The sequence below is a fragment of the Janthinobacterium sp. 61 genome, assembly GCF_002846335.1.
Taxonomy (GTDB): Bacteria; Pseudomonadota; Gammaproteobacteria; order Burkholderiales; family Burkholderiaceae_D; genus Janthinobacterium.
On sequence record NZ_PJMQ01000001.1, the window covers coordinates 3,426,853 to 3,451,572 of the forward strand.

At 54.9% G+C, this 24,720-nt stretch carries 25 protein-coding genes; 19 read left to right on the forward strand and 6 right to left on the reverse strand.

Annotated features, from left to right (window positions below; translation table 11 throughout):
• The 12 genes from CLU92_RS15625 to CLU92_RS15680 all read left to right on the forward strand — a co-directional run bounded on the left by CLU92_RS15625 (nt 1) and on the right by CLU92_RS15680 (nt 14,031).
• Nucleotides 1-918 carry an NAD(P)-dependent oxidoreductase gene (locus tag CLU92_RS15625; RefSeq protein ID WP_218973462.1) on the forward strand — a complete coding sequence of 306 codons (918 nt, stop codon included), beginning with the start codon at nt 1-3 and terminating at the stop codon, nt 916-918.
• Complete coding sequence (gene wzx / locus CLU92_RS15630; RefSeq protein ID WP_101482634.1) at nt 915-2,291, forward strand: O-unit flippase-like protein; 1,377 nt, start codon at nt 915-917, stop codon at nt 2,289-2,291. Before CLU92_RS15625 ends, wzx begins: the two co-directional genes overlap by 4 nt.
• A 3-nt stretch (nt 2,292-2,294) precedes the next feature.
• The gene (locus tag CLU92_RS15635) at nt 2,295-3,323 is read left to right on the forward strand and encodes a glycosyltransferase (protein ID WP_101482635.1); all 1,029 of its coding nucleotides are present in this window, start codon (nt 2,295-2,297) and stop codon (nt 3,321-3,323) included.
• A gap of 57 nt (nt 3,324-3,380) precedes the next feature.
• Nucleotides 3,381-4,643: a glycosyltransferase family 4 protein gene (locus tag CLU92_RS15640; protein WP_101482636.1), complete on the forward strand. Its 1,263-nt coding sequence runs from the start codon at nt 3,381-3,383 to the stop codon at nt 4,641-4,643.
• Nucleotides 4,636-5,328 carry an acyltransferase gene (locus CLU92_RS15645; RefSeq protein ID WP_101482637.1) on the forward strand — a complete coding sequence of 231 codons (693 nt, stop codon included), beginning with the start codon at nt 4,636-4,638 and terminating at the stop codon, nt 5,326-5,328. The genes CLU92_RS15640 and CLU92_RS15645 overlap by 8 nt, the downstream gene beginning before the upstream one ends.
• Nucleotides 5,325-6,461 carry a glycosyltransferase family 4 protein gene (locus CLU92_RS15650; RefSeq protein WP_101482638.1) on the forward strand — a complete coding sequence of 379 codons (1,137 nt, stop codon included), beginning with the start codon at nt 5,325-5,327 and terminating at the stop codon, nt 6,459-6,461. The genes CLU92_RS15645 and CLU92_RS15650 overlap by 4 nt, the downstream gene beginning before the upstream one ends.
• Before the next feature lie 60 nt (nt 6,462-6,521).
• Nucleotides 6,522-7,733, forward strand: a complete 1,212-nt coding sequence (locus tag CLU92_RS15655; protein WP_101482639.1) for an O-antigen ligase — start codon at nt 6,522-6,524, stop codon at nt 7,731-7,733.
• A 1-nt stretch (nt 7,734) separates the two neighbouring features.
• Entirely contained in the window at nt 7,735-8,808 is a 1,074-nt protein-coding gene (locus tag CLU92_RS15660) for a DUF1972 domain-containing protein (protein WP_101482640.1), read from the forward strand.
• Entirely contained in the window at nt 8,792-9,769 is a 978-nt protein-coding gene (locus CLU92_RS15665; RefSeq protein WP_101482641.1) for an SDR family oxidoreductase, read from the forward strand. The genes CLU92_RS15660 and CLU92_RS15665 overlap by 17 nt, the downstream gene beginning before the upstream one ends.
• A gap of 10 nt (nt 9,770-9,779) precedes the next feature.
• The gene (locus CLU92_RS15670; RefSeq protein WP_101482642.1) at nt 9,780-10,340 is read left to right on the forward strand and encodes a sugar transferase; all 561 of its coding nucleotides are present in this window, start codon (nt 9,780-9,782) and stop codon (nt 10,338-10,340) included.
• Nucleotides 10,341-10,440: 100 nt separating this feature from the next.
• Nucleotides 10,441-12,387, forward strand: a complete 1,947-nt coding sequence (locus CLU92_RS15675; protein ID WP_101482643.1) for a nucleoside-diphosphate sugar epimerase/dehydratase — start codon at nt 10,441-10,443, stop codon at nt 12,385-12,387.
• 402 nt (nt 12,388-12,789) lie between these two features.
• On the forward strand, nt 12,790-14,031 hold the full coding sequence (locus tag CLU92_RS15680; protein ID WP_257561096.1) for a lipopolysaccharide biosynthesis protein: 1,242 nt from the start codon (nt 12,790-12,792) through the stop codon (nt 14,029-14,031).
• A gap of 253 nt (nt 14,032-14,284) precedes the next feature.
• Here CLU92_RS15680 and CLU92_RS15685 read toward each other — a convergent pair whose 3' ends face one another.
• Complete coding sequence (locus CLU92_RS15685; RefSeq protein WP_101482644.1) at nt 14,285-15,835, reverse strand: DEAD/DEAH box helicase; 1,551 nt, start codon at nt 15,833-15,835, stop codon at nt 14,285-14,287.
• A 318-nt stretch (nt 15,836-16,153) separates the two neighbouring features.
• On the opposite strand from CLU92_RS15685, the gene CLU92_RS15690 reads away from it, so the two are divergent.
• A complete protein-coding gene (locus tag CLU92_RS15690) occupies nt 16,154-16,405 on the forward strand; it encodes an oxidoreductase-like domain-containing protein (protein ID WP_257561097.1) in 252 nt (83 codons plus the stop codon).
• An 8-nt stretch (nt 16,406-16,413) separates the two neighbouring features.
• Here CLU92_RS15690 and CLU92_RS28305 read toward each other — a convergent pair whose 3' ends face one another.
• On the reverse strand, nt 16,414-18,096 hold the full coding sequence (locus CLU92_RS28305; RefSeq protein ID WP_101482645.1) for a methyl-accepting chemotaxis protein: 1,683 nt from the start codon (nt 18,094-18,096) through the stop codon (nt 16,414-16,416).
• A 564-nt stretch (nt 18,097-18,660) separates the two neighbouring features.
• On the opposite strand from CLU92_RS28305, the gene CLU92_RS15700 reads away from it, so the two are divergent.
• The gene (locus tag CLU92_RS15700) at nt 18,661-19,380 is read left to right on the forward strand and encodes a Crp/Fnr family transcriptional regulator (protein WP_101484713.1); all 720 of its coding nucleotides are present in this window, start codon (nt 18,661-18,663) and stop codon (nt 19,378-19,380) included.
• Between the two features lie 48 nt (nt 19,381-19,428).
• Here the strand turns inward: CLU92_RS15700 and CLU92_RS15705 are convergent, their stop codons facing one another.
• Entirely contained in the window at nt 19,429-19,860 is a 432-nt protein-coding gene (locus tag CLU92_RS15705) for a GFA family protein (RefSeq protein WP_101482646.1), read from the reverse strand.
• 120 nt (nt 19,861-19,980) lie between these two features.
• On the opposite strand from CLU92_RS15705, the gene CLU92_RS15710 reads away from it, so the two are divergent.
• From CLU92_RS15710 to CLU92_RS27505, 3 genes are all read left to right on the forward strand, one after another.
• The gene (locus CLU92_RS15710) at nt 19,981-20,475 is read left to right on the forward strand and encodes a DUF4265 domain-containing protein (protein ID WP_101482647.1); all 495 of its coding nucleotides are present in this window, start codon (nt 19,981-19,983) and stop codon (nt 20,473-20,475) included.
• A 125-nt stretch (nt 20,476-20,600) separates the two neighbouring features.
• Complete coding sequence (locus tag CLU92_RS15715) at nt 20,601-20,969, forward strand: BPSL0067 family protein (protein WP_101482648.1); 369 nt, start codon at nt 20,601-20,603, stop codon at nt 20,967-20,969.
• A gap of 94 nt (nt 20,970-21,063) precedes the next feature.
• Complete coding sequence (locus tag CLU92_RS27505) at nt 21,064-21,327, forward strand: hypothetical protein (RefSeq protein ID WP_143452612.1); 264 nt, start codon at nt 21,064-21,066, stop codon at nt 21,325-21,327.
• Nucleotides 21,328-21,382: 55 nt separating this feature from the next.
• Here the strand turns inward: CLU92_RS27505 and CLU92_RS15720 are convergent, their stop codons facing one another.
• Both CLU92_RS15720 and CLU92_RS15725 read right to left on the reverse strand, forming a co-directional pair.
• Nucleotides 21,383-21,913 (reverse strand): DUF2947 family protein, encoded by a 531-nt coding sequence (locus CLU92_RS15720; protein ID WP_101482649.1) that lies wholly within the window; start codon nt 21,911-21,913, stop codon nt 21,383-21,385.
• A complete protein-coding gene (locus CLU92_RS15725; RefSeq protein WP_101482650.1) occupies nt 21,901-22,626 on the reverse strand; it encodes a pyridoxine 5'-phosphate synthase in 726 nt (241 codons plus the stop codon). The genes CLU92_RS15720 and CLU92_RS15725 overlap by 13 nt, the downstream gene beginning before the upstream one ends.
• A 128-nt stretch (nt 22,627-22,754) precedes the next feature.
• Here CLU92_RS15725 and CLU92_RS15730 point away from each other — a divergent pair, with 128 nt between their 5' ends.
• The gene (locus CLU92_RS15730; protein ID WP_101482651.1) at nt 22,755-23,468 is read left to right on the forward strand and encodes a YjjG family noncanonical pyrimidine nucleotidase; all 714 of its coding nucleotides are present in this window, start codon (nt 22,755-22,757) and stop codon (nt 23,466-23,468) included.
• 97 nt (nt 23,469-23,565) lie between these two features.
• Nucleotides 23,566-24,054: a DUF2726 domain-containing protein gene (locus CLU92_RS15735; protein WP_101482652.1), complete on the forward strand. Its 489-nt coding sequence runs from the start codon at nt 23,566-23,568 to the stop codon at nt 24,052-24,054.
• A gap of 15 nt (nt 24,055-24,069) precedes the next feature.
• Here the strand turns inward: CLU92_RS15735 and CLU92_RS15740 are convergent, their stop codons facing one another.
• Nucleotides 24,070-24,405, reverse strand: coding sequence for an FKBP-type peptidyl-prolyl cis-trans isomerase (locus tag CLU92_RS15740; RefSeq protein ID WP_101482653.1), 336 nt, complete (start codon nt 24,403-24,405; stop codon nt 24,070-24,072).
• Nucleotides 24,406-24,720: the final 315 nt, after the last annotated feature.

The following is a 24,720-nucleotide window of genomic DNA, read 5'->3' on the forward strand; positions in this document are numbered from 1 at the left end:
GTGAAAGTATTTCTTACAGGCGCTACCGGTTTTATAGGCAGTCAGCTGGTCAAACGTCTGCTTGGCGATAATCACGAGGTTGCAATCCTGGTACGCGAGCACTCTGATCTCAGCGTATTGCATGACGCTTTACCAAAGATCAGCGTGCATATTTATGATGGCAGCTATCTCTCATTACATGCGGCGCTGGCGCAAACTCAGCCAGACGTCGTGTGTCACGTTGCCTCCTTGTTCCTGGCACAGCATCAACCGGAAGATGTGACCCGCCTGATCGAGTCAAATCTCGGCATGCCAACGCAGTTGCTTGAGGCCATGCAACAGTTGGGCCTGCGTCGCCTGATTAATACCGGCACGTCCTGGCAGCACTTTGAGGACGCTGCCTACAACCCCGTGAACCTGTATGCGGCGACCAAACAAGCATTCGAGAATTTACTGGCTTACTATGTATCAGCGCATGGTTTTCAGGCCATCACATTGAAGCTGTTCGACACGTACGGCCCGGGCGATACCCGTGCAAAATTGTTCAGCCTGTTGCGCAAGACAGCCCGCAGCGGCGTCAAGCTGCGCATGTCGCCGGGAGAGCAACTGCTCGACCTCGTGTACATCGATGACGTACTCGATGCCTACCTGTTGGCCATGCACCGCCTCCCCTCGATTGGCGCAGCGGAATGCTATGCCGTCAGCAACCCCGAACGTCTGACATTGAAAGATCTGGTGCAGGTCTACGGCGCCGTCGTAGGCAAAGACCTGCAGATAGAATGGGGTGGCCTTCCCTACCGTCCACGTGAAACGATGCAACCGTGTACACATCAGCCACGCCTGCCAGGTTGGCAGCCACATATCAGTTTGCAGCAGGGGATCGCACGCATGGAAGCCGACACGCTCATCGAAGGCTTGCTGGTCGGGCCAAGCAAATGAAAAAAGACATGATCTGGGGCTACCTGTCTCAGTTTCTACAGTACGGAGCAGCTTTGCTGGTTCTGCCATTATTACTGAGAAAACTGAGTAGTGCCGAACTAGGCATCTGGTATGTCTTCATGACGATATCGGCTCTGGTGACGATGCTCGACCTCGGATTCACGCCCACGCTTGCTCGCAATGTCAGTTATGTCCTGGGCGGCGCGAAACGCCTGCTCAAGGATGGTTTCGAGGTGCTGAGCACACCTTCCCCTGTCGACTATAGCCTGTTCAACGCCATCATTCACGCAGCACGGCACATCTTCATGGTATTGGCCGGCTGCGCCTTCGTCTTGCTGGCCACTCTGGGTAGCTGGTACATCGTGCATGTATCGCAAGGGCAGATCGCCGCGCAAGAAGTGTTGCTTGCCTGGGGTGTGTTTGTTGTCGCTACAGTAATCAATCTGTATTACAAATACTATACGCCGTTGCTGCAAGGCCGCGGCCTGTATTCTGCCTTCTACAAATCGAGTGCTCTTTCCAATCTCGGCTTCGTGATTGTCACGGCCATTCTTTTGCAATGCGGACTGACCTTACTAGCCGTGGCTTTGGGATACCTTGCTTCGGCGCTCATTGGACGCTGGCTCAGCTGGTATTATTTTCACGACCGGTCTTTCCAGGCAGCCCTGCATCAGGCGCCGCCTTCCAGCATCTCCACGCGTGATATTTTCGGTATTCTCTGGCATAACGCCTGGCGCATGGGCCTTGGGGTTATCGGCGCTTTCCTGATACTAAGAGCCAATACCCTGCTATCGTCAGCCTATCTGGGCTTGGCCACCACCGCCGCGTATGCACTGACGCTGCAGGTCTATTCCGTCTTGCAAAATATGTCGATGGTTTTGTTCAATATCCAGCAACCTAAACTTGCGCAATACCGTGTCGCCAATGACCCAGAGCGCCTGCGTCACACAATACAGCTAGGCATCGGCTATGCACTCGGGATCTTTCTCTGTGGAGCGGTCATCCTAATATGTTTTGGCCCGGCCATGATTAAATGGATCGGCGGTCAAACCGGACTGGTAGCACTACCGCTGCTGATTTGGGTTGGAATCATGGTCCTGCTGGAATTGAACCACTCATTGGCCGCCAGCGTCATTGTCACCGGTAACCGAGTGCCATTTGTCAAACCAGCACTCGTTTCTGGCATAGCTATTGTCACCCTCTCATGGCTAGGCCTGCGTTTTGGAGGAATGGGTCTGACGTGGCTCATTGCAAGTCAATTTACAGTACAACTCATCTATAACAATTGGAAATGGCCATATATGGTCTGGCTCGAACTGTATCGCAATAAAGCGTCGCCTGCGGCCTCCTCGCAACATCAAATGAAAGTGTAACGTTTGAACATTCTTGATATTGAAGACCAGTTTGCCATTTGTGCAGATCGCCCTTCGTCACTCATCATTGATGGTGGCAAGCACATCATGCCAACACTGTCCATCATGATCCCGACCTATCGCCGCCCAGCCATGCTGGCGCAGGCGATTCGTTCGGTACTGGCCCAAACAAGCGATATCGACTTCGAAATCGTCGTGGTGGACAACGATCACTCAATGAGCGAGAAAATCGACGAGCTGGTTCGTCAATTTGGCGATGATCGTCTACGCCTGTTCCGCAACAGTGAGAACCTGGGTATGTTCGGTAATTGGAACCGCTGCATTGAACTGGCGCGCAGCGAATGGATTTCCATTTTGAATGATGATGATTTATTGCATCCAAATTTTGTCGACGAAATGTTTTCAGTACTGGAGAAAAAACCAGCGATTAGCATGCTGTACTGTCGTTCCATTTTCATGGATGATCGCGGTAATTTTGCCAGAAAGCTCAAAAGCACGGTAAAACAGGGCCTGAAAAATATCAAGAATACCTGGCTGATGCCGCAGCTGAGCACGATCCCGATTTCGCATGTGTATATGGATGCGCCATCAAGCGCTCTCGGCCTCATTTTCAAGCGCAGCAATGCTATGGAGATAGGTGGCTATAAAGCGTCGGCCTTTCCGAGTTCGGACTACGTATTTTTCACGATGTATTTCCTGCGCTTTGGTGCCAGCAGGCTGAACAAGACCCTGGCTTATTACCGCATACATGAAAATGAGACCGCCAACCCGAGTACCGGTGAAGGTTTTATCGCAAAAAATCTGCAATTACGCAGCAGCCTTGAACAGCATGTCAAGGCGCCGCCTTCGCTGTTGCGCATTTATGCACAACTCTATGCGTTGACCACGATAAAACAATATAAAAGCTTCTGGAATGTCGAGCTTGACCTGGATCGCCTGCGCCGTGAACACGGCTTGACGGATTTGCCAGTCTTTCCGTTTTACCATTTTAGCCGGCTGGCATTGCGTCTGTGGCTGCTCGTTTCCCGGTAACCAGATCGCAGCTATATTGAAATACGTTCAGCAATACTTTTATAAAAAAATAAATTCATGACTTCCAAAATTTCGCAGAAGAAAAAGATACTGATTGCTGCCTACGCTATTTCTCCGTATTCCGGTTCGGAATTCGGCGTGGGGTGGAATTTTGTTTCCAAGTTAAGCGAATTTTATGACATTACCGTCATGTACGGCACCTCGGGAGTCTGCATGGGCAATCGTGATGCCATGCTCGCCTATCTGCAATCCCAGCCTGCGGACGGCGTCAAGTATGTCTACGTTGAGCCAAATGCACTGGTGCGCCTCTTCGACTGGATGAACCGTTCGGTGACGCCGCTGTTTTTCTCCTTTTCTTACATGTTATGGCAACGACAAGTACTGGCAACTGCAAAAAAGTTAAAGAAAAATGAAGATTACAGCCTGGTGCATCAGTTGAATACCATTGGTTTTCGTCATCCTGGTTTTTTGTGGAAACTCGACCTGCCCTATGTCTGGGGCCCGGTGGGCGGAAGTTCGGATTTGAACGATATCTTCTTCCCCATCCTCAGCAGAGGAAATTACCTGCGAAATAAGCTGCGTAACTGGACAAACTGGTATTTTCTGCGGCATTCCGCACGCGTCAGGAATGCCGCAACAGCTGCCAAGGCGGTTTTTTGCGCCACCTCGGCGGACAGCGACAATTTCAGACGGTTTCTCAATGTGGATTGCCAGGTTATCCGTGAAAATTCAGTGCTGAACATGAAGGAAGCGATCAAGCCTACAGGTGCCAAGGTGCAGTTCGTCTGGGCCGGCAGCGTCGACGAGCGCAAGGCATTGAATCTGCTGCTCAGTGCCCTCGAGCAATTGCCGTCCCGTTCAGACTGGTGCTTGCACGTGATCGGCGATGGACCGAGCAAATCCATGCTGCAGGCCAGGGCCGTGGCATCCGGGCTGGACAAGCAGATAGTCTGGCATGGCCAGGTCCAGCGCGAGGAAGTGCTGCGCATCATGCGCGAAGCAGATGTGCACATCATGCCCTCGATCATGGACAGCAATCCGACTGTCTTACTGGAAGCGTTTGAAATGGGCTTGCCAAGTATTGCTCTGGACCAATTTGGCGCGCATGACCTGATAACGGCAGAAACAGGCTTCAAAGTGAGCGTTAATTCACTGGAAGAAATCATCGAGCAATTGGCACAGCATATAACGTTCTGTCTCGATAACCACGCCACCGTCGACTTGATGAAGACCAATGTCCTGTTCCGCCAAAAGGAATTACATTGGGATATCAGCCTTCGCCAGGTGCGCGACCTCTACGAAAAGGTATCACATGAGTGATTTTTTCTCGGCACTGGCCTCACGGGCGAGAAAGGAGAAATTTGCCATTGATCCTGACGTGCCTCGCTCCTACCTGCTGCGTTTTTTCTCGGCTAAGGTCATTGACCTCCTGCGGGGCGTGCTCGTCTTCCGGCGACTGAATGCACGTATTTTTATCGGCAAGAAAGCCGAGATTTTGTGCGCGTCGAAAATCAGTACGGGTCGCTTCATTAAATTTGCTTCCGGATGCTATGTCGATGCCCTGTCGCGCGATGGCATCAGGCTGGGTAACAATTTCTCCCTGGGGCGGGGTGCGTCCATTGAATGTACGGGTTCCCTGGCCACCTTAGGCGTAGGTTTTTCTGCGGGCAATAACGTCGGCATTGGTTCCTTCAGTTTCCTGGGTTGTGCAGGTGGCGTCAGCATAGGCGATGACACGATACTGGGAAATTTTGTCAGCATACATTCCGAAAACCATAATTTCGAACGCCTTGATATCCCTATCCGCCTGCAAGGCGTTACCCAGCAAGGCATACGCATCGGGAAGAACTGCTGGATCGGCGCCAAGGCCACTATACTTGACGGCGCAAGTATCGGCGACCACGCCGTGATCGCCGCCGGTGCGGTCGTCACGGCGGGAGAATATGAAGGTAATGCCGTATATGGCGGTATTCCTGCGCGCAAATTGAGATCACTCATCGCATGACACAAGCTACTCCCATCCCTCGCGCGGACCACGCAAAAATCGGCCTGGTTTTTTGTCATTTGTTAAATGATGCGTCGGGCAGTCCACGCGTTCTGCGTGGAACGATCAAGGCATTGGTGGACGATCCTGCGCGCGCCATGCTGTTTGTCGGCTCCCAGGGCCGCGGCGTGCTGGAAAACTGCGGTATTCCCATCCGCCGCTATTGGTACCACCGCTCACAGTTTCGTATCATTACCCTGTGCAATCTGATATTCAGCCAGCTATTTCTACTGTTTTCGTTGCTATGCGAGCGACAGATTGCCAAGGATGCCGTTATCTATGTGAATACCCTGCTACCATTCGGCGGTGCACTGTATGGCAAGCTCACCGGACGCAAGGTCATCTATCACGTGCATGAAATTTCGATAGAACCGAAGCCGTTGCGCGTGTTTTTATGCACTATCGCACGCCTCTGCTCTGCCTATAACATTTATGTGTCAAAGTCGCATGCGGATGCCTTGCCCATCGCTGGCGTGCCGTCCGTGCAAATCTACAATACGCTTGATGACGATTTCACGGCAATCGCTGCCCAAGCCGTCTATCAGGCGCGCCACGACGGCATATTTACGGTGCTGATGCTGGCTTCGCTGCGCGACTATAAAGGCGTACCAGAAATAGTGGCGCTTGCAGCGGCGCTTGCCGACCGCGCGGACGTGCAATTTGAACTGGTTGTCAATGATGATCAGGCTGCCATCGATCAGTATTTCGCCAATAGACCGGTCACGGCTAACCTGCGAATTTATCCTCGCACCGACAATCCGGCCATGTTTTACCAACGCGCCGGCCTCCTGTTCAATCTCTCGCGCATCGACAGCTGGATTGAAACATTCGGCCTCACGGTGCTGGAAGGAATGGCATTTGGAATACCGGTGCTGGTACCGCCAGTGGGCGGACCCGCCGAACTGGTTAACGATATGCAAGAAGGTTTTCTAGTCGATTCACGTGACTTCGCCAAGTTAAAGCAAAGAACGCTCACCCTGGCAGACGATACGGCCCTGTGCAAATCCATGTCGGAAGCCGCACGTCGCAGAGCGGACAATTTTTCAAAAGAAAAATTTTCTCAAGCGCTCAGAAGCGTCATGCAAAAACTGTAATAAAGCGCAACACACCGGCCCAATGATAAGACGTGCCCTTCCAATATAACGGGAAATAGTTTGTTAATCAGTAAAATAATCCATACCCCACGTCAGATCGGTGCGCCGTCGCAATTCCTATTCTGGGGACTCCTGCTGTCTGTGCTTGGCCTCTTTTTCAGTTCCAACTATCTCAAGCTGGGCAGCCTGTTCCTGATGGGAATCTATATTTTTCTGCCCGTAAAAAAGGTTCGGCGCTACCATGGGGAAAAGCTCGAATTTTATTTGCTTTTACCATGCGTCATTGGTATTGTTTTTGCCTGGAAAAACCATCTCGCCGATGCGGTCCGGGATATTTTATTTTTTCTCATTCCATACATTTATTTTTTGGCGGGTAAAAGGTTCTTCAAGCAAGGCGGAAATATTCGGGCATTGATTTTTGGCTACTCAAAAATATACTGCGTTATTTTCCTATTGCTTCTATGTTGCTTATGGTATGAAATGGGATTCATAGGCGTACTGGAGATACGTGATTTTGTCAGCCCTGGCAGCTTCTTACTGGTTTACTGTATCGTGCTGCTGTATGAAAAACGAAAATCATGGCGAAATCTCTTGCATAACCCCTGGTTTATTGCCGTGCACGCCGTTTTCCTCGCACAATTTTCACGCACTTATGTAATTATTCTGGCGGCATTTTTCTTTCTATCCGGAAAAAAAATCGTGGACGCCAAAATAATATGGCGCGCCATCGCCTTTTTTGTCATCGCCACGCTCATAGCGGGAGCTTTTGGCTTGTATGATTTAATCGGCGAGACTCTGCATAAAGCCATGTCTGAACTGCATTTCAATGACGATTGGACTCAGGAAGACATGGGTACCAGTTATCGTGCCTACGAGATTTTTGCCGCGTTTAATGAATTTAAAAACTATTCTTTTATCAGTAAAATCTTTGGCGGTGGGTTTGGCGCCTTGGTGCATTTGGATTTTTCAGTCGTTCTGGGTGGTGGCGAGTATTCCGAAATTCCCTGGATGCACAATGGTTATCTTTACATTCTGATCAAGAGTGGATTGATCGGCATGCTGTGTTATCTAACTTTCCTGGTAAAAATATTCAAGCGTGCCAAACACTGTGTCGATCCCCGTGGCAGAGTCATGATACTTGGCAGCATCGCAGGACTGTTACTGTCCAATATGGTGATCTGCGGTATCTTCAGCAATGAATCCGTATTCTGTTACATCGTGTTAGGCTATTTCTCAAGTTTTCTTGCAACAAAAAAAACAGGTTTACATTAATATGAAAAAAATCGCTATCGTAGGTTCCGTCGGATTGCCAGCAAAATATGGAGGATGGGAAACACTTGTCGACCACCTGACGGCGCGCTTGTCCACCTCCTTCGATTTCACCGTGTATTGCTGCGCTGAAAAATACCCGGAGAAACTGGCAACCTATAATGGCGCCAAGCTGGTTTATATCAACCTGGATGCCAACGGCATGCAAAGCATCATCTATGACCTGTGGTCGATGCTGAAAGCTATCCGTTATGCCGATACGATCGTGGTCTTGGGGGTGTCCGGCTGCGTATTCATGCCTGTGCTGAAACTCATATCGCGCAAAAAATTTGTCATCAATATTGATGGCCTGGAGTGGCGCAGGGCCAAATGGAGTGGCTTTGCCAAATGGTTTTTGAAACTATCGGAATCGGCCGCCGTACGCTTTGCCGACCAGGTCGTGACCGACAACAAAGCGATTCAAGATTATGTCAAAACGCAATATGGACGCGATAGTGCATTGATCGCCTACGGTGGGGACCATGCCGTACGTCCACAACGGGATGATGCCATTTTGGCAGCATACAAGCTCGATCGCGTGAAATACGCATTTAAAGTATGCCGCATCGAACCTGAAAACAATATCGACATGATTATCGAGGCATTCGCCAGCGCGCCCACGATGGATCTTGTCATTGTAGGAAACTGGGACAATAGCGAATATGGCAAGCAATTAAGGCAAAAATATTCCGGCATTGCCCATTTACATTTACTCGACCCAATCTACGATCACACTATCCTGAATCAGCTACGCGCTGCCTGCCAGGTGTATGTCCACGGCCACAGCGCCGGCGGCACCAATCCATCGCTGGTCGAGGCGATGAGCCTTGGCTTGGCAGTGCTCGCGTATGGCTGCATCTTCAACCGCGAAACCACCAAACAGCAGGCTTGCTTTTTCAATACGTCAGTAGAATTAACTGAACTGCTGAACAATCTGGATGAAGCAAAACTGACGCTCCTGGGACAGCAGATGAAACAATTGGCGGATCAATTGTATACATGGGACAGAATTTCGAGCGGCTATGCAAACATCTTTTAATCCCCGCAGTTTTCTCGTAACGGGTGCCTCGGGCTTTGTCGGCAGGGCACTGACACAACACCTTGGCGTACAGGCCGGAACGCGCGTGGTGTGCGCTGCACGTAGCCACATCCCATGCCCGGCGCCAAACATGGTGTACTTCCAGTGCGGCGACGAGCTTGACACACAGGACTGGCGCCCGGCGCTCAACGGTGTGGAGGTGGTCATTCACCTTGCAGCAAGAGTCCACGTCATGCGAGATACGGCGGTGTCTCCCGCGGATGAATTTCGTCGTGTTAACGTACAAGGCAGCATCAATGTGGCCCGCCAAGCAGCGGATGCAGGCGTCCGCAGATTCATCTTCATCAGTTCCTTAAAGGTGAATGGCGAACAGACACTTCCTGGACACCCTTTCCAGGCCACTGATGCCGCGAATCCACAAGATCCTTACGGCATCTCCAAACACGAAGCCGAACAGGCCCTGCTGGCCATTGGACGCGAAACGGGCATGGAAATCGTTATTCTGCGCCCCCCGCTAATCTATGGGCCTGGCGTACGCGCTAATTTTGAACGTTTGATGCGTTTGGTACAGCGCGGTGTACCATTGCCATTCGGCGCTGTACACAATGCCCGCAGCATGGTTGCACTGGAAAATTTTGTAGATTTGATTGCTCTCAGTACATGGCATGCACAGGCACCGGGAAAAATATTCCTTGTGTCAGATGACCACGATGTCAGCATTGCACAGTTGCTGCGCATGTTGGCAAGCGGCATGAAAAAACATATTTGGCTGATACCCATTCCTCCCAGCCTGATTGTGGCGTTGGCGCGCCTGGCAGGAAGATCGATGGATGCGAGCCGCTTGCTTGACTCCTTGCAGGTTGATATTAGCGAAACCAAACGCACACTGAATTGGCAGCCCCCCCATACAATGCAGGACGCCATCAATAAGACGGTGACTTCTTTTACTTCAAAACAATAAAAATACTCCAATGAAAAGACTATTTGATTTCGCCCTTTCGGTGGTACTGCTGCTGGCCTTTGCCATCCCTATTCTCATCGTTACCATCCTTGTCAAGCTGACCTCACCAGGGCCTGCCATTTACTGGTCAGACCGGATCGGGGTGCGTAACAAGATCTTCCGCATGCCAAAGTTCCGTACGATGCGTACAGATACACCGGCCGTGGCAACGCACCTGCTCAATAACCCTGGGCAGTTCCTCACACCGATAGGCTCCTTCCTGCGCAAGTCCAGCCTTGATGAGTTACCGCAATTGTGGAGCATTCTGCGCGGCGACATGAGCTTTGTCGGCCCCCGCCCCGCCTTGTTCAACCAACAGGATTTGATCGCGCTACGGACAGAATACGGCGTCGACCGCATACTGCCCGGCCTGACCGGCTGGGCGCAGATCAATGGCCGCGATGAATTGCCGATTCCGGAGAAGGTCAAACTCGATCTGGCCTATATGCAGCAGCAGTCGTTTTTATTTGACTTGAAAATTATCGTCCTGACGGCACTCAAAGTTGTACGCCGTGATGGCGTCACGCATTGATGAGTTTTACATTGGAAACAGTACAGTTATTGCAATGTTTCAACGACATGCAGCAAAGCCAACGCTGCCCTTATCCTTTCTAAAGTAATTATTCGTCAAAATGAAATTAATTATTGATTTGTCACGCTTTAAAAAACAGCTGATTGCTGTTACAGCTGATTTGATATTCTTGCCATTGACCTTTTGTCTGGCGATTATTTTGCGCTACGATGTCGTCAACCTGAACCTGTTCCTCGGCTATTTTTGGATCATTGTTGCGGCCCCCATCGTTGCCATCCCCATCTTTATCAAAATTGGCCTGTACCGCGCCGTCATCCGCTTCATCGATCAGAAAATCGTGTATGTGGTCGTCTTCGGTGTCACGCTGTCGGTCGCTTTTTTACTGGCATTGGCGGGGCTATTGACGCATATGGCAGGAGTCTCACGCGGCGTATTTGGCATTTATTGGGTGAGTGCCTTGACCTACGTAGTGGCCAGCCGCTTTCTCGCGCGAGGTGTGCTATTACACCAGATGGGACGTCGCTGTACTCGCGTCGCCATCTATGGTGCAGGCAAAGCGGGCGTGCAACTGGCCAGTGCCTTGCGTGCAGGCCGCGAGTATCTGCCAGTGGCGTTCATCGATGATATGAAAGAATTGCGCGATGCAACTATTTCTGGCATCAAAGTACATCCGTCCAATGCCCTTGCCGACGTGATCGAAAAATATGGTGTGAACGAGATACTGCTGGCCATGCCTGCATTGAACAAAGGCGAACAGAAAAAAATCCTCAATAGCCTTGAACACCTGAAAGTGAAGATAAAGGTTACCCCGCCCGTTGAAAGCCTGGTCAGTGGCGAGTTACGCGTGCAAGATGTCCGCGACATCGAAATTGAAGATTTGCTGGGCCGTGACCAGGTATCGCCCGATCTGTCGCTGATATCCAGTTGCATTGTCGGCAAATCCGTCATGGTGACGGGCGCAGGTGGTTCAATCGGTTCCGAACTGTGTCGACAGATCATCCGATTGAAACCTGCACGCCTCGTCTTGCTGGATATGTCCGAATTTGCTCTTTATTCCATCAAGCAGGAGTTAAAAAGCATCAATGAGGGATATGAGTTGGGTGTCGACATACTCCCCTTCCTCGGCAGCGTGCTCGATACGGAAAAAGCTCAGCGCATCTTGCAGTCCTTCTCGGTGGAGACGCTGTATCATGCGGCGGCCTACAAACACGTGCCATTGGTCGAGCATAATCCCATTGAGGGAGTACGTAACAATGTCTTTGGCACACTCAGCATTGCCAAGGCGGCGATGGCGGCCCATGTCAAATCTTTTGTCCTGATTTCCACGGACAAAGCGGTACGCCCAACCAATGTAATGGGCACTACCAAGCGCCTTGCGGAACTCATTTTGCAGGCATTTACACGCGAGCAGAGCCACACGCGCTTTTGCATGGTGCGTTTTGGCAATGTCCTGGGCTCGTCCGGTTCCGTCGTTCCCCTGTTCCGCCGGCAGATCGAGGCCGGTGGTCCGATCACCCTGACGCATCCGGAAATCACACGCTATTTCATGACCATTCCAGAGGCCGCCCAGCTTGTCTTGCAGGCCGGCGCCATGGGCACCGGCGGCGATGTGTTCGTTCTTGACATGGGCGAGCCCGTGAAGATCATGGATCTGGCTGAACGCATGATCCATTTGAGTGGCCTGGAAGTGAAGAGCAAGGCTGCCCCCGACGGTATTGAAATACAACATGTAGGTCTGCGCCCCGGAGAGAAGCTCTATGAAGAGCTATTGATTGGGGGCAATGTAGAAGGGACTGAGCATCCTCTCATCATGCGTGCAGAAGAGTCGGAAATACCTTGGCAGGATTTGAAAAAAATCTTGGAGGAAATGGATCTGGCGTGCAATAACTTCAATTTCGAGACGCTACGCAATCTGCTGCTGCAGGCTGTGCACGAATATGTGCCGCAATGTGGTATCGAAGACCTGATCTGGACGGAACAGCAGCGTCAGCAGTCCGAACCGCTAGATAAGCTGCCATCGCTCAAGGAGTCCAATTTTTTGACATGAAACGAGCAACTCACTGAAGACTGCTTTGACTAGCAGTGGAGCGGGATATGTATAGGCAACGAGACAGGAAAGCCAAGAAATTATAGAAAATGCCTATTTACATTCCCGCATTACTCCCTATGATATTTTGTGAAACAATCTGCTCTCCATGCCTCGAAAAAAACAACATCGTTTTTCATCCAGATTGCTCGGAAAAATCGTTGCTTCAGTGTTTGCACTCAATAGAAATCAATCTATTCAGCAAAAATAGAATTACAGAACACATATTATTCAGGCAAGGCATATTGCGAAAGGTCATATCCACCCTGCATCTTCCGGCGGAACTGAACAATATAACGGCCTGTTCCTTTGAAACATCCTTACCTGCCTTAAAAAAATTGCAAGCCGAAATTAGAAAGCGAAATGATGGAAAAATATGACGAATTGAATAACGCGGAATTTTACGTTGAAGATGATGACTTCAATTTGACAAATTTCCTTGCAGTCCTATGGCAATCGCGTGGCGTGATCATCGCGGGAACTGCATTGGTGACGCTGCTCGGCACTTCCAGCGCTTTGTTTCTCGGGAAATACCAAAGCGAGGGCTTTTTACAATTCGGCGGCGCCATTCCTGAGAAAAAAATAGATAAGGACGCGAAGGAAGTAAAAGAACCGCCGCCTGGCATTGCCTTGGCTGACTACAAGCGTTATTCCTCGGCATTAAACACCAGCGAACGTTTTTACGAATTTGTCAGGCAAAACAATATAGAAAACGACCCTGCCGTCATCGCTTTGACCCAGACATTTAGCTCGCGCGGCGGAATTACCAAAGTCATCGAACCAATATTTCCATTCACCAAGCTTGATGCGAAAGAATTGATGGCTAGCACCAAGGATGCCGAAAACAATGTCATCGCGGTGTCCATCAACTACGCGGCCAATACGCCGGAAAGCGCACAACAAGGGGTGAGTTTGCTTGGGCGATATACAGTCGACACTATTGTCTACATGATTTATACGGATATTTTACGCTTCAAGAATTCCGAAATTTCCGTTGCCATTACCAAGTTGGATAATAAAATCATTGAAAACAAGGAAAAAATCGATTCGTATGAACGCAAGGGCAACAAGCTGAAGCAAATCGTTACACGCTATCCGGACGCTGCCAGCCAGGCCTCCCGCCAGCTGGTATCAATCACCGAAGATACAGCGCGCTACCTCTCTCCGCTAAGCCAGCTGATGACTAGCGAAGTCGAGATTACTGAAGCGAATGAAGCCATTTACAAGGCAAAGCGGGAACAAAAGCAGTACAAGATACTCGAAGAGTATTATGGCCGCGCAAAAGCATTGGCTGAGAGCACAAAATCTGGCGAGGCCATTCTGCGAGGACTGGAGCCAATCAAGAAAACGGTTTTTAGCAACAAGGATATGGAAGACGAAACGATCAAGGAAGTCTATAACAAGATCAGTGTCGATAATAGTTCCGCCATTAGTCTCTATCTGGAAAAAACACGATTTATTGCCGGTCCCAGCCTGCCCAAGAATCGGACAACCCGTACGTCAATTGCCCTGCTAGGCAGCCTGCTTGCAGGCTTGGGGATCTCTGTCTTTTTCGTGCTTGGCCGTCGTTGGTGGCAGAATAACCGTCAACAACTGCAAGGCTGATTGCGATAGCACACGCGGCGCCGGCTCCGCTAACTGGTTTGCCAGCCTTCGCTTTGGGCTGTCGCCGGCACAGCGCCTGGATTTCCTGCCGCGCGGCGGCCACAGCCAAAACATGGTGCACGGTCGCCCCCCATCAGCAGCAGCATAAAAAAACCCAAAAAGTTCGCATGGAACTTTTTGGGTTTTATTCATAAATGCATGGGCCTTTGCTTTCCGTACAATAACGGGCAACACTCAGCCGCGGCAAAAAGCGTCAACTCTTCAGCAATCCACCCAGCAACGCCGCCACCTTTTGCTTCGGCTTGGCGGCCACAGGCGCCATGCTGGCGGCAGCGGGAGCGGCTGCCTTGGCGGGCTCATACGGCTTCAGGAACCAGGGATCGGCCTTTTCGCGACGAGCGCCAGGACCAAAGGCGGGACGCGTACCGCGCTCGGCGGAGCGGCTGTCGCGGCTCTCGCCAGCATGGCGGCTCTCGGGCGCGCGCGCAGGACGCGCCTCGCTACCTTCGGTCCGGCGCGGCGGGCGGCGCTCGCTGTCGCTGCTGCGGGCGGGAGCCGGATTGAAGCCCGTCAATTCACCACGCTTGATGCTTTGCTTGATGAGTTTTTCAATGTCGGCCAGCAAGCGCTCGTCTTTATCCGAATAGATCGAAATCGCGTCGCCCGAGGCGCCTGCACGGCCCGTACGACCGATGCGGTGCACATAGTCTTCCGCGTTGTACGGCAAGTCGAAGTTGATGACGCAAGGCAAGTCAGAAATATCCAGGCCGCGCGCTGCCACGTCGGTGGCGACCAGCACGTCGATTTCGCCCTTTTTGAACGCTTCCAGCGCCGCCATGCGCTCCTGCTGGCTCTTGTCGCCGTGAATTGCCGTGGCGCTCATGCCTTCCTGCTCCAGCACGCGGGCCAGGCGCGAGGCGCCGATCTTGGTGTTCGAGAATACAATGACCTGCTTCAGGTCGCGCTGGCGCAGCAGATGGGCGACCAGGGCATGCTTCTGATCTTCCGTCACCTTGTAGACCACTTGCGTGACCTTGTCGGCCGTCTGGTTGCTGCGCGCCACTTCGATCGTCAGCGGATCGTTGAGGAAGGTTGCGGCCAGCTTCTTGATTTCTGGCGAGAACGTAGCCGAGAACATCAGGTTCTGGCGCTGTTTCGGCAGCAAGTTGATAATGCGCTGCAAGTCCGGCAAGAAACCCATGTCCAGCATGCGGTCGGCCTCATCCATGACCAGCATCTGCACCTGGCTCAGGCTGATGTTCTTTTGCTCGATATGATCGAGCAAGCGGCCCGGCGTGGCGATGACGATTTCCACGCCCCCGCGCAGGAGAACGGTTTGTGGCTTCATGTCCATGCCGCCGAAAACGACGGTCGAACGCAGTGGCGTATGCTTGGCGTAGGCCTTGACGTTTTCCGCCACCTGCACCGCCAGTTCACGGGTCGGTGTCAGGATCAGCGCGCGCACCGGATGGCGTGCCGGCGACATGCTGCTACTGGCATGCGCCAGCAGCAACTGGATGATCGGCAAGGAAAAACCTGCCGTCTTGCCTGTGCCCGTTTGCGCGGCACCCATCACATCGCGGCCTTGCAGCACCACGGGGATCGCTTGTTCCTGGATCGGTGTTGGATGGGTGTAGCCTTGATCGGTCAGTGCGCGCTGGATTTCAGGCGCGAGGCCAAAGTCGGCAAAAGTCAGGGTGGGGGCAACGGATGCGGCAGGTGCAGGTGCAGCGGTAACGGCAGCGGGCGCCGCTTCAGGGGCATTCGCCGGGCTGGGCGTAGGAGTCGATTCGGTTTCAGACATAAATTTTCTGGTGTGCCTCCGCACTGCGGAAGCCATGCTTTCTCAATAAACAACATTTCGGGGCACAGGCAGCTCCGTCTTGCAAGCCATGGATCATCGTTCTTGCGGCACCTCCGTGCTCCGGGACATGCTGTATGGCGTATGCGGAAGCGTCGAAGAGATGTGCTGCGATGGCGGCGGAGATCGCGCCGGCGGAACATCGCGCGCAGAAGATACAATATCAGTGCTGTAAACGATACCCTAATTCACCGCAACTGTACACGGAAACCGTCATTTTTGAGCAAAAAGCGTTCCAGCGATGGCACGCCAGAATGCCGTATGATGCCAGCTCCGCCGTCGCCTTCCCTCACCATGCCCACCCCGCCTCTCCCCCATGATCCGCAACCGCAAGCGCCCAGCAAACCCGGCAACGACGAGTGTTGCCACAGCGGTTGCACCTTTTGCGTGCTGGAAATGTACCAGGAAGAGCTGGCCGCCTACGAAGCTGCCCTGAGGGCGTGGCAGCAGCGCCAGCAAGCCGCTGCAGCGCCTGCCAGCCAAGGCATCAAAAAAGCGCGCAAGCGCGCTTAATGTATTCATTAAAAGCTTTCCCACTCCTCCGCTGAAGCCGTGCGACGTGCAGTGCTGCTGGCCAATTGACGCGGTGCCGGTGCGGGCGCTACGGCTGCTGGCGCCTTGACGGGCGCACGCTGCCGGTTTCCAGTGGCATTGGCAACGTCAAGCTTGAAGATGCTGACCACGGCGCTCAGGCTGGCCGCCTGCTCCTGCATCGATTCGGCCGCCGCGGCCGCCTCTTCCACCAGGGCCGCATTTTGCTGCGTCACCTGGTCCATCTGGGCGATGGCCTGGTTGACCTGCTCGATACCGGCGCTCTGCTCGCTGCTGGCGGCCGTAATCTCACTCATGATGTCCGTCACGCGAGTAATGCTGGCAACGATGTCGTCCATCGTGCGGCCCGCCTGGTCCACCAGTGCTGATCCCGCTTCGACTTTCTCGACGGAATCGCCGATCAAAACCTTGATATCCTTGGCCGCCGCGGCCGAGCGTTGCGCCAGGTTGCGCACTTCCGTGGCCACGACGGCAAAGCCGCGCCCCTGCTCGCCTGCCCGCGCCGCCTCGACGGCAGCATTCAAGGCCAGGATATTGGTCTGGAAAGCAATGCCGTCGATGACGGCGATGATGTCGACGATCTTGCGCGACGACGCATTGATCGACGCCATTGTGCCCACCACTTCGCTGACGACCTTGCCGCCCTCGATGGCGATGCTCGACGAGGTCAGCGCCATGGTGTTGGCTTGGCGCGCGTTGTCCGCATTCTGCTTCACGGTCGAGGTCAGTTCTTCCATCGACGACGCCGTTTCTTCCAGCGAACTGGCCTGCTCTTCCGTTCGCGACGACAGATCCTGGTTGCCGGCGGCGATCTGACTCGACGCCGTAGCAATGGTATCGGTGCCGCTGCGTACCTGGCCCACCAGGTTCTGCAGGCTGGCATTCATGTCTTTCAGCGCCTGCATCAATTGCCCCGTTTCGTCTTGCGATTGCACAACAATATGCGCCGTCAAGTCGCCGGCAGCCACCTGGCGCGCCACGCCGACGGCCGCGATCAGCGGACGCGCCACGCTGCGCGCCACCCACAGCGCCAGCAGCATGCCGATGACGACGATGCCCACCAGCAAGCCGATCAGGCTGGCGCGCGAGGCCGCATACGTTGCATCGGCGCTGGCGCTCGAGCGCACGCCGCCGTCCGTGTTAATGGACACCAGCTTATCGAGGGCCACCATCATGTCCGCCATGACCTTGGCCGACGGCCCAACGGCCAGCGCGCGCGCCTCTTCCTTTTTCATTTCACGCGACAGGCTCATCATGGTTGCGTGCAAGCGCATGAATTCATCGTTGAGCGCCAGGAAGCGTTCGAAGACTTCGTTCTCGCCCGGCTCCGAAATCAGGCGGCGGTAGTTGTCACCGTCCGCCTTCAGCTTGGTCTGCGTTTCCGTCATGCGTGCTTCATTCTGCGTCATGTCGGCATCCTGCGCGGCCAGCATGTGCGCCAGTTCCCAGCGGCGGAAATCGCTGACATCGCTGCGCATGGACATGGCGGCCAGCACGCTGGGCATCCAGTTGGCGGACAGGTCCGTCGACGCGGTATTGATGCGCGCCATGGAAAAGATCGCCGACACACCCAAAGCCGCCGTCAACAACAGCACGGCACCAAACGTCAAGATCAGCTTGGTGGCAATTTTCAAATCAAAAAACCATTTCATGCGTTGCTTCCTTCATTAAACGGAAATACGGGACAGGGCAGGCGCGCGAACCGGCACATGCACGGCGCGGGCAGTGAAGCGACCATCGCAGGCGTCGCAGGATGAAGCGGAAGTGAGCAGGGTCGAACGGCAGGTGCCGCAACTCCTATCGAACGCGCGTCAAATTTCCACAAGGCAACATCTTATCACCGCCGTACTAGCACGCAGAGTGATTTGACTGCGGCCTGTGGCCAAAGTTCGCATGTAGCGGTCTGCGTGTCGCATTTTTGCCCAGTCGCAATTGTTTCCACGGGAGACAACAGAAGCAGGCGTAGGAGTCGGATGACACGAGGCAATGTTCCTAGCCTACATAAGCGCGTCGGCTCATCCGATGCCCGCCCGCAGCCCCTGGCCCTATAGTGGATACAAGATTCAGCACAACGCTAGCAAGCCAGAAAAGCAGCGCCATCCAACAAAATCAGAAGACGAGGCCCTACCATGTACAAAGCTTATAGCAACCTGACCCCAGCAACGAATAGCCACGCCGCCGCCCAGCACAACTGGCAAGCCGCGCCGGCCACGCCCATGATCAGCATCACTGGCGCCCAACAGAACGAATTGCTGCGCGCCTTGTCGCGCGCCGATCTGGAGCGCCTGTTTTGCCAATTGGAACTGGTCGCTCTGCCTGCCGGCAAGCACTTGTTTGATTGCGGCGGCAAGATTGAATACACATACTTCCCCACCAACGCCATCGTTTCCCTGTTGTATGTGATGGAAGACGGCGCCACCACCGAGATCGCCGTCATCGGCCGCGAAGGCGTCGCTGGCGTGGTGCTGTACGAAGCCGAGCGCGCCACCTGCACCGCCATCGTGCAAACGGCCGGCTACGGCTACCGCCTGAAAACGGCCTTCCTGCGTGAAGTCTTCAATGAAGGCGGCGCGCTGGCACAATTGCTGATGCGCTACACCAGCGCCATGTTTGCGCAAATGGCACAGAACGTGGTGGGCGGCCGCCATTGCAGCATCGAACAGAAACTGTGCCGCTGGCTGCTGGACCGCCTCGACCGTTCGCTGTCGAATGAGCTGAAGGTCACGCAAGACACCATGGCCAATATGCTGGGCGTGCGGCGTGAAAGCGTCACCGTCACGGCGCGCAAGCTGCAGGACGAAGGCTTGATCCAGTACCGCCGTGGCACGGTCGAAGTGCTCGACCGCGAAGGCCTGGAGGCGGCAGCCGGCAATTGCTACAAGGCAGCACGTGCCGGTTTCGAACAGTTCCGCAGCGCCATCAGCGCGCATAACTAAGTCATCAGCGCCAAGTCATCAGCGCGAGCACGCTTCGGCGTGCTTTTTTCATTCCGGGGTGTTGACTCCGCTGCAAACCAGACTCGCCTCATCACAAGCGGTACTGGCGACCCGCCACCAGTGCGGCTTGCGATCTTCAAACGAGTGATATTCAGGCGCAAAGGCGGGCTGGACAGGGTCATCAAAACTTCCCACCAGCAAGGCCACCGTGGGCGCATCGTCGATGGCGCCGATGGAACTGCCGCAAACGGCGCAAAAGGCCCGACTGGAATACTCGGAAGAGCGATAAGTGGCAGGTACACCGGACGTGCCCGTCCAGCGCACCTGATCGCGCGCAAACTCCATCCATACCACAGTCGGCGCGCCCGTGTGCTGCTGGCAATTACGACAGGAACAACTGTGCGGATTGCTGCCCTCGCCTGTCACTTCGAAGCGCACGGCGCCACGTAAACAGCCGCCTGCCTGTACCGCTTTCTCCATTGCCTCTCCTCGTTTGCACCGTTGCGTACCTCGCCAGCTGGCACGTCCCGGTACAATATTGCCATAAACCCCAACCCGGCGCGACCCGCAAACCAGCGTGCCGGCACTTTGAAAGAATGAATGGAAGACATCAATTGCGAAGGCTTGCCGCACATCCGCGTACTGGCAGGCGAAAACACCCACGGCCCCGTGTATGAAACCCTGCCGGCGCGCCAGATTGACGAGCACGTCTACGAACTGCTGGCCTCGCCTGGCCTGACCATGAACCTGGCCCGCGGCGACATCATCAACATCGCCGACCCGCTCGCCCCCGCCGAAGTATTAAAGCGGGGCGGCAACTTCTGCATCCAGATCTACGACGCCGATACCGTGGACCAAGCCGCAGTCGACCGGCTCGAGCGCGACGTACAGGAGCAATTGGGCGGCACGCTCGACGGCCAGTACAAGGGCAATCTCACCTTCAGCGTGCCGGGCCACCACGGCATCTACAACGTCAACGGCCCCTTCGACGCCTTCCGCACGGCGACGGGCGTGGAATGGTACTTCGCCAACATCTACGTCAACCTCGATGACGACGATGATGAAACCTTGCTCAACTGGTGGGTGGATAGGTAAGCTTGCCCGTACGCCAGGCGAGGCCATGACGCAGGTCAATGCGCCATATTGCTCTGCCACACGTCAAGCTGCGTTCCCGCCCCTTGCGTACGCTCTCTGTATCGTCAACCACAGAGAGAAACGATATGCCTTACATTGCGCGTGCCGACTATGCAAAGCAAAAAGAAATAGTGGGAAATGGCGAGTGCGTCACCTTGGTCACGCACCTCACTGGCGCCCGCGCCTCATCGCTTTGGCGCGAAGGCGACAAAGTGCCGGACCTGCTGGAAAAAGGTGGCATCGCGAAAGGCACGCTGATTGCCACCTTCGTCAATGGCCACTATCAGAATCTGGGGCAGGGCAACCATGCGGCGCTCTTCATTCGCCAGGTGCCTGGCGGCATTGAAATTTTCGACCAGTGGCGCAACCACAAACCCAGCGCCCGCGTGATCCACTTTGGCCGTTCGGCGGCCGGGGCAAGGAGTCGCCCCGAATGCTATTCGGTGGTGGAATGAAGCCGCTCGCAATGCTGCTGCCCCCCTTGCCTCGGTTTCTTGCCCGCAAGCAGCTACATCGACCTGGAAGCTGCCAGCGGCCAGGCTCGACGGCGTGCGCGTGCTGTCCTATCCGGCGGATCAGCCGCCGGCAGACGCAGAAGCCTTGCCCTTCCTGGCCCCAGTCAGCGAATGGACACGTGCCGGCACACTGTATCAACGCTGGAATATCAATTTTGATGCGTCCCAATATCGGTTTCAGGCGGACTGCCTGTATGCCGGTACCGAGCGCTACCTGCGCATCGATTTGCCGAGAGTCAAACAGTGCATCGCGACCATTCAACAGCGAACGACAATGGTCAGGTTTCAGTGTAAATAGGCAAGGCGGCTGGCATTCAGCGGAGCGCTTATCTCCACCGGATGGACGCATGCCATTACACGGACGGCAGCCCGTCATCGCCCCCCGCCAACGCCCCCTGTGGCGAGAAATAAGCGAACTTGGCCGTGGCCGGCTGGTACAACAAGGGACTCTCATCGGAAATGGCCAGCAAGCAAGGCCAGCATGCGGCAAGCGCGGCCGGCGTCAGCACATAGGCGCGCGCCCGGCTGGCCATGAAAAAGACGGGCGCCGCTACGGCAGCGTGAAAATGGGAATTTAGAAACCTTGCCACGCGCCCCGACTGTGCCGGGTGCTCGCTGGAAACGGCATCAAACTCGACCAGCCAGTCCGGCCCCGCTACCGTTGGCTGCAGGAGATGCCCAGTGCCCAGCCGCATGGGGTGCGTTTCATCGGGATGGGTCGACACATGGTGCGTCCACAGCTGCGCGGCCGCATCGGGCGTCAGCGCCTGCACTTGCGCCAGCGTTTCCGCCGAGATGGCGAATTCGGCATCGAAGAAGGCCCAGTCCCGCTCAGGCTGCAGCGGCTGGCCAGCGTAAGCGCCCAAGGCTGCTACGATTGACATATTTCAAGATAGCTGCCCAGCACCTTGTCCATGCCCTGCTCGATGCATTCGACCACCAGCGCATGGCCAATCGACACTTCCAGGATGCCGGGAATGTCCAGGAAGCGCGCCAGGTTGTGCAAATCAAGGTCGTGCCCGGCATTCACGCCCAATCCCAGCGCCTGCGCCCGGCGTGCCGCTTGCAAATACGTATCAAAAACGGCATCGGCCTGCGCGCCGCCATAACTTTCGGCAAACCGTTCCGTGTACAGTTCCACCCGCGCCGCGCCCACCTCGCGCGCCCAGTCCAGCGCCGGGTAATCTGCATCGACAAACAGGCTGACACGGATGCCCAGGTCGTTCAATTGCGCAATGGCGGGACGCAATAGCGCCGCATGCTGTTCAATATCCCAGCCGTGATCGGACGTCAACTGCCCCGGCATATCGGGCACCAAGGTGCATTGCGCCGGGCGCGCGTCTTTCACGACCTGCAAGAATTGCGCCGCCGGATAGCCCTCCACATTCAGCTCGCGTCCCCGCTCCGCGCACAGGCGCTGCAACGAGGCAACATCTTCGTAGCGCGCATGGCGTTGATCCTGGCGCGGGTGCAAGGTGATGCCGGCGGCGCCCAGGTCGAGAAAGCGCGCGGAAAACGCGAGCAGGTCCGGAAAGTTGCGGCCGCGCGAATTGCGCAGCAGGGCGATTTTATTGACGTTGACGGAGAGCTGGGTCATGGCAGGAATGGAGTAAGGGTGACAAGTCTGGCAGCGATTGTAGCGGATCGCCCGCACAGCGCACGGTCAACCGAACTCGGCGCTACGTGCTACGATGCAAGACAAGTTCCACGCTTTCAATACTTACCATGACCTACCAGCTATTCCTGTTTGACCTGGACGATACCCTGCTCGATTTCAGGGCGTCCGAAAAACGCTCCTTCCTGCACACCATGCACGAACTGGGTTTGCGCGTCGGCATCGACGGACTGTTCACCCAGTACCAGGCGATCAACGTCGACCTGTGGAAACGTTTCGAGACGGGTGACGTGAGCAAGGATTTCCTGAAAGTGGAGCGCTTCCGCAAGACGTTTGCACTCAATGGCATAGCCGTCGACCCGGAACTGGCCAGCCGTCTGTATCTGGAATCGCTGCCGGACACGGTCGTGCTCATCGATGGCGCCGAGCAAGTGTGCGAAACGCTGTCGCGCATCGGCGAAGTGGGCATCATCACCAACGGCGTCGAATCCATCCAGAACCGCCGCATCGCCGCCTCTGGCCTGAGCGACTACATTTCCTTCGTCGCCACCTCCGAAGCATGCGGCCACGCCAAGCCGGACGTGCGCTTCTTCGACTATGCTGCCAACATGGCGCGCACATTCAACAAGGAGACAACCGTCATCATCGGCGACCGCCTGGACGCCGACATCCTGGGCGCCAACCGCTATGGCATCGACAGTTGCTGGTTTAATCCGGACAACATGGCCAATACCTCGGCCGCCATCCCCACCTGTGAAGTGGCCAGACTGCATGACATCGTGGCCGTACTGGACATGCTGCAAGTCAAGCTGAAACAGGCTTGATCTTCCACAAGCGCACCACCTGAAATACGCTGGCAGCGGCACGAAAACACGCCGCTACTCGCGTACCATCAGGACTCGATCATCCTGGTGCCAGCCCATGCCTCGCTTCATCGTCCTGCTCGCCATCGCGGCCTTGATCCTGCTCCTTGCCATGCTGGCCACGCGCCACGCAGCCAAGTCCCGCAGACCGCTGAGCCTGCAAAGAAAACCCGTCATGACGGCGCGCGAGCGGCAGATGTACCACCTGCTGCAGACGGTCTTGCCGGAATGCACGGTGCTGGCGCAAGTGGCATTTTCCGCACTGGTGACGGCGAAGGGATGGGCAAACAGAAACCGTTTCGACCGCAAGGTGGCCGATTTTGTGCTGTGCAACCAGCAACTGCACGTCATCGCCGTCATCGAGCTCGACGACCGCAGCCACGCCGGCCGCGAACGCCAGGACAAAGAGCGAGACGCCATGCTCAGGCTAGCCGGCTATGTGACCTTGCGATACGCAAACTTACCTACCCAGCAGGCGCTGCGCGCCGATGTCGAGCAACTGCTCGTGCAAAAAGCGGGAGTGAAGGCAAGTACCCTGCCCGCCTGACGTCGCGTCAAGAGATCAATCGCGCGTCAGCACTTCCAGCAGCTCAATCTCGAAGATCAAATTAGAATGCGGCGGAATCAAGCCCACCTGCCGCTCGCCGTACGCCAGCGCCGCCGGCACCCACAGCTTGCGCGTGCCGCCGGCCTGCATGCCATGCAAACCCAAAATCCAGCCCTGAATGACCTTGTTATTGCTCAACACACAGCGGAAAGGCTCCCCCCGCTGATGCGACGAGTCAAACTCCGTCCCATCTTCCAGCCAGCCCCGGTAATGGGCCGTCACCAGCGCGCCACGCGCAGCCGCCTTGCCATCGCCCGCCACGATATCGTCAATCTTCACTTCAGCCGTCATCTCGTTTCATCCTTCATCAATCGCCATGCCGCGATTGTACGACAGCATGAAAAAAGCCCCGGCAGTCACCCGCCGGGGCTCGTTCTATTGCTGCTAAATTCTGGTGGGCCTCCCGTGAGTCGAACACGGCACCAACGGATTATGAGTTTGCCAGCAAAACCATGTCCGTAGGTAAATCGAGGTCAAGTAAGCGTAGGTTGGTGAAGTCAATAGCATACAACGAATCAATGAGTTAGCGAAATTTAGATAAATCAACAGATCGTTACGAGTGTACTGCAGCTGTACCGCAATACCTCCTCGGCGTCTCTAATGCCA

Excerpts from the sequence above, each read along its gene's own strand:
- wzx (WP_101482634.1), top strand. The coding sequence starts at position 915 with ATGAAAAAAGACATGATCTGGGGCTACCTGTCTCAGTTTCTACAGTAC.
- CLU92_RS15640 (WP_101482636.1), top strand. The coding sequence starts at position 3,381 with ATGACTTCCAAAATTTCGCAGAAGAAAAAGATACTGATTGCTGCCTAC.
- CLU92_RS15645 (WP_101482637.1), top strand. The coding sequence starts at position 4,636 with ATGAGTGATTTTTTCTCGGCACTGGCCTCACGGGCGAGAAAGGAGAAA.
- CLU92_RS15650 (WP_101482638.1), top strand. The coding sequence starts at position 5,325 with ATGACACAAGCTACTCCCATCCCTCGCGCGGACCACGCAAAAATCGGC.
- CLU92_RS15660 (WP_101482640.1), top strand. The coding sequence starts at position 7,735 with ATGAAAAAAATCGCTATCGTAGGTTCCGTCGGATTGCCAGCAAAATAT.
- CLU92_RS15665 (WP_101482641.1), top strand. The coding sequence starts at position 8,792 with ATGCAAACATCTTTTAATCCCCGCAGTTTTCTCGTAACGGGTGCCTCG.
- CLU92_RS15670 (WP_101482642.1), top strand. The coding sequence starts at position 9,780 with ATGAAAAGACTATTTGATTTCGCCCTTTCGGTGGTACTGCTGCTGGCC.
- CLU92_RS15675 (WP_101482643.1), top strand. The coding sequence starts at position 10,441 with ATGAAATTAATTATTGATTTGTCACGCTTTAAAAAACAGCTGATTGCT.
- CLU92_RS15680 (WP_257561096.1), top strand. The coding sequence starts at position 12,790 with ATGATGGAAAAATATGACGAATTGAATAACGCGGAATTTTACGTTGAA.
- CLU92_RS15685 (WP_101482644.1), bottom strand. The coding sequence starts at position 15,835 with ATGTCTGAAACCGAATCGACTCCTACGCCCAGCCCGGCGAATGCCCCT.
- CLU92_RS15690 (WP_257561097.1), top strand. The coding sequence starts at position 16,154 with ATGATGCCAGCTCCGCCGTCGCCTTCCCTCACCATGCCCACCCCGCCT.
- CLU92_RS28305 (WP_101482645.1), bottom strand. The coding sequence starts at position 18,096 with ATGAAATGGTTTTTTGATTTGAAAATTGCCACCAAGCTGATCTTGACG.
- CLU92_RS15700 (WP_101484713.1), top strand. The coding sequence starts at position 18,661 with ATGATCAGCATCACTGGCGCCCAACAGAACGAATTGCTGCGCGCCTTG.
- CLU92_RS15705 (WP_101482646.1), bottom strand. The coding sequence starts at position 19,860 with ATGGAGAAAGCGGTACAGGCAGGCGGCTGTTTACGTGGCGCCGTGCGC.
- CLU92_RS15710 (WP_101482647.1), top strand. The coding sequence starts at position 19,981 with ATGGAAGACATCAATTGCGAAGGCTTGCCGCACATCCGCGTACTGGCA.
- CLU92_RS15715 (WP_101482648.1), top strand. The coding sequence starts at position 20,601 with ATGCCTTACATTGCGCGTGCCGACTATGCAAAGCAAAAAGAAATAGTG.
- CLU92_RS15720 (WP_101482649.1), bottom strand. The coding sequence starts at position 21,913 with ATGTCAATCGTAGCAGCCTTGGGCGCTTACGCTGGCCAGCCGCTGCAG.
- CLU92_RS15725 (WP_101482650.1), bottom strand. The coding sequence starts at position 22,626 with ATGACCCAGCTCTCCGTCAACGTCAATAAAATCGCCCTGCTGCGCAAT.
- CLU92_RS15730 (WP_101482651.1), top strand. The coding sequence starts at position 22,755 with ATGACCTACCAGCTATTCCTGTTTGACCTGGACGATACCCTGCTCGAT.
- CLU92_RS15735 (WP_101482652.1), top strand. The coding sequence starts at position 23,566 with ATGCCTCGCTTCATCGTCCTGCTCGCCATCGCGGCCTTGATCCTGCTC.
- CLU92_RS15740 (WP_101482653.1), bottom strand. The coding sequence starts at position 24,405 with ATGACGGCTGAAGTGAAGATTGACGATATCGTGGCGGGCGATGGCAAG.